Genomic DNA, 361 nt, shown 5'->3' with positions numbered 1-361 from the left:
TTGTTTTTTTCAATTAGAGAGGAAGTTATTTGCTACAGAATGAATAATATTAACATAATTTTTTCTAACGAAAAGCTAACATAGATCTTAACAAATCCTATCGTCAAGGTCTTCTAACTCTAACAGACCATTTTACTGTCCCGTTCTTTCAAATGGAACAGATGTAAGTTTTGAATTTTTAATTCATGTCCTGCTTTATGTAGGTTTTTATGGGATAAGGATAATGCGAAAAATATCAAAAAAAGGGTTTGCACTGATTAAACAATGGGAAGGTTTGAATTTAAACGCCTACGAAACTGCCATTGGTGTGTGGACAATCGGTTATGGACATACAAGCATTACAGGTGCTCCAGCAGTCCAT

The 361-nt window shown here is 33.8% G+C and carries 1 protein-coding gene; it reads left to right on the top strand.

Annotated elements, in window-relative coordinates; translation table 11 throughout:
• Nucleotides 1-223: 223 nt before the first annotated feature.
• Nucleotides 224-361: glycoside hydrolase family protein (locus ACFIK8_RS09845; RefSeq protein ID WP_375669317.1), on the top strand; the 138-nt coding region annotated here is incomplete at its 3' end.

The sequence above is a fragment of the Bartonella sp. MR168JLCBS genome (genome assembly GCF_042194175.1).
The sequence above is the reverse complement of the archived record's forward strand: the minus strand, read 5'-3'. Positions and strand labels throughout refer to the sequence as shown.